The following is a 1,186-nucleotide window of genomic DNA, read 5'->3' on the forward strand; positions in this document are numbered from 1 at the left end:
TCTGTGCGCAGGCACATCACACTAATGAGGCATACCTTCTCCCGAAGTTACGGTATTAATTTGCCGAGTTCCTTCTCCTGAGTTCTCTCAAGCGCCTTGGAATATTCATCCCGTCCACCTGTGTCGGTTTGCGGTACGGTCTCGTAGAGCTGAAGCTTAGAGGCTTTTCTTGGAACTGCTTCCAGTTAGTTTAGAGCCGAAGCTCTATCCAGTCACACCCTTGAATTACGCACCCGGATTTGCCTAAGTGCCTTCTATGATGCGCCAACGGGGACATCCAACACCCCGATAACATTCTGCAATCCGTCCCCCCATCGCACTCTACGACGGTGCGGGAATATTAACCCGCTTCCCATCAGCTACGCATCTCTGCCTCGCCTTAGGGGCCGACTCACCCTGCGCCGATGAACGTTGCGCAGGAAACCTTGGACTTACGGCGAGGGGGCTTTTCACCCCCTTTATCGCTACTCATGTCAGCATTCTCACTTCCGATACCTCCAGCATTCCTCACGGAACACCTTCACAGGCTTACGGAACGCTCTCCTACCATGTGTACTAAAAGTACACATCCGCAGCTTCGGTCTATGGCTTAGCCCCGTTACATCTTCCGCGCAGGACGACTCGATCAGTGAGCTATTACGCTTTCTTTAAAGGATGGCTGCTTCTAAGCCAACCTCCTGACTGTCTATGCCTTCCCACTTCGTTTCCCACTTAGCCATAGTTAGGGACCTTAGCTGGCGGTCTGGGTTGTTTCCCTCTTGAGTCCGGACGTTAGCACCCGGTGCTCTGTCTCCCGTACTGTACTTGCCGGTATTCGGAGTTTGCCATGGGTTGGTAAGTCGCTGTGACCCCCTAGCCATAACAGTGCTCTACCCCCGGCAGTAATATACGAGGCACTACCTAAATAGTTTTCGGAGAGAACCAGCTATCTCCAGGCTTGTTTAGCCTTTCACTCCGATCCACAGCTCATCCCCTAATTTTTCAACATTAGTGGGTTCGGTCCTCCAGCACGTGTTACCGTGCCTTCAACCTGGCCATGGATAGATCGCCTGGTTTCGGGTCTACACCCAGCGACTGAATCGCCCTATTCGGACTCGCTTTCGCTACGCCTCCCCTATTCGGTTAAGCTTGCCACTGAATGTAAGTCGCTGACCCATTATACAAAAGGTACGCAGTCACACCACGA

At 52.5% G+C, this 1,186-nt stretch carries 1 rRNA gene (running past one end of the window); it reads right to left on the reverse strand.

The features are described from left to right. Window positions 1-1,186, reverse strand: a 23S ribosomal RNA gene (locus V6936_RS17245); its annotated part reaches 1,254 nt to the left of the window's first position; the annotation flags it as partial.

This window comes from Alcaligenes sp. CHO6, assembly GCF_037120595.1.
GTDB classification, from domain to species: Bacteria; Pseudomonadota; Gammaproteobacteria; order Burkholderiales; family Burkholderiaceae_B; genus Alcaligenes; species Alcaligenes ammonioxydans.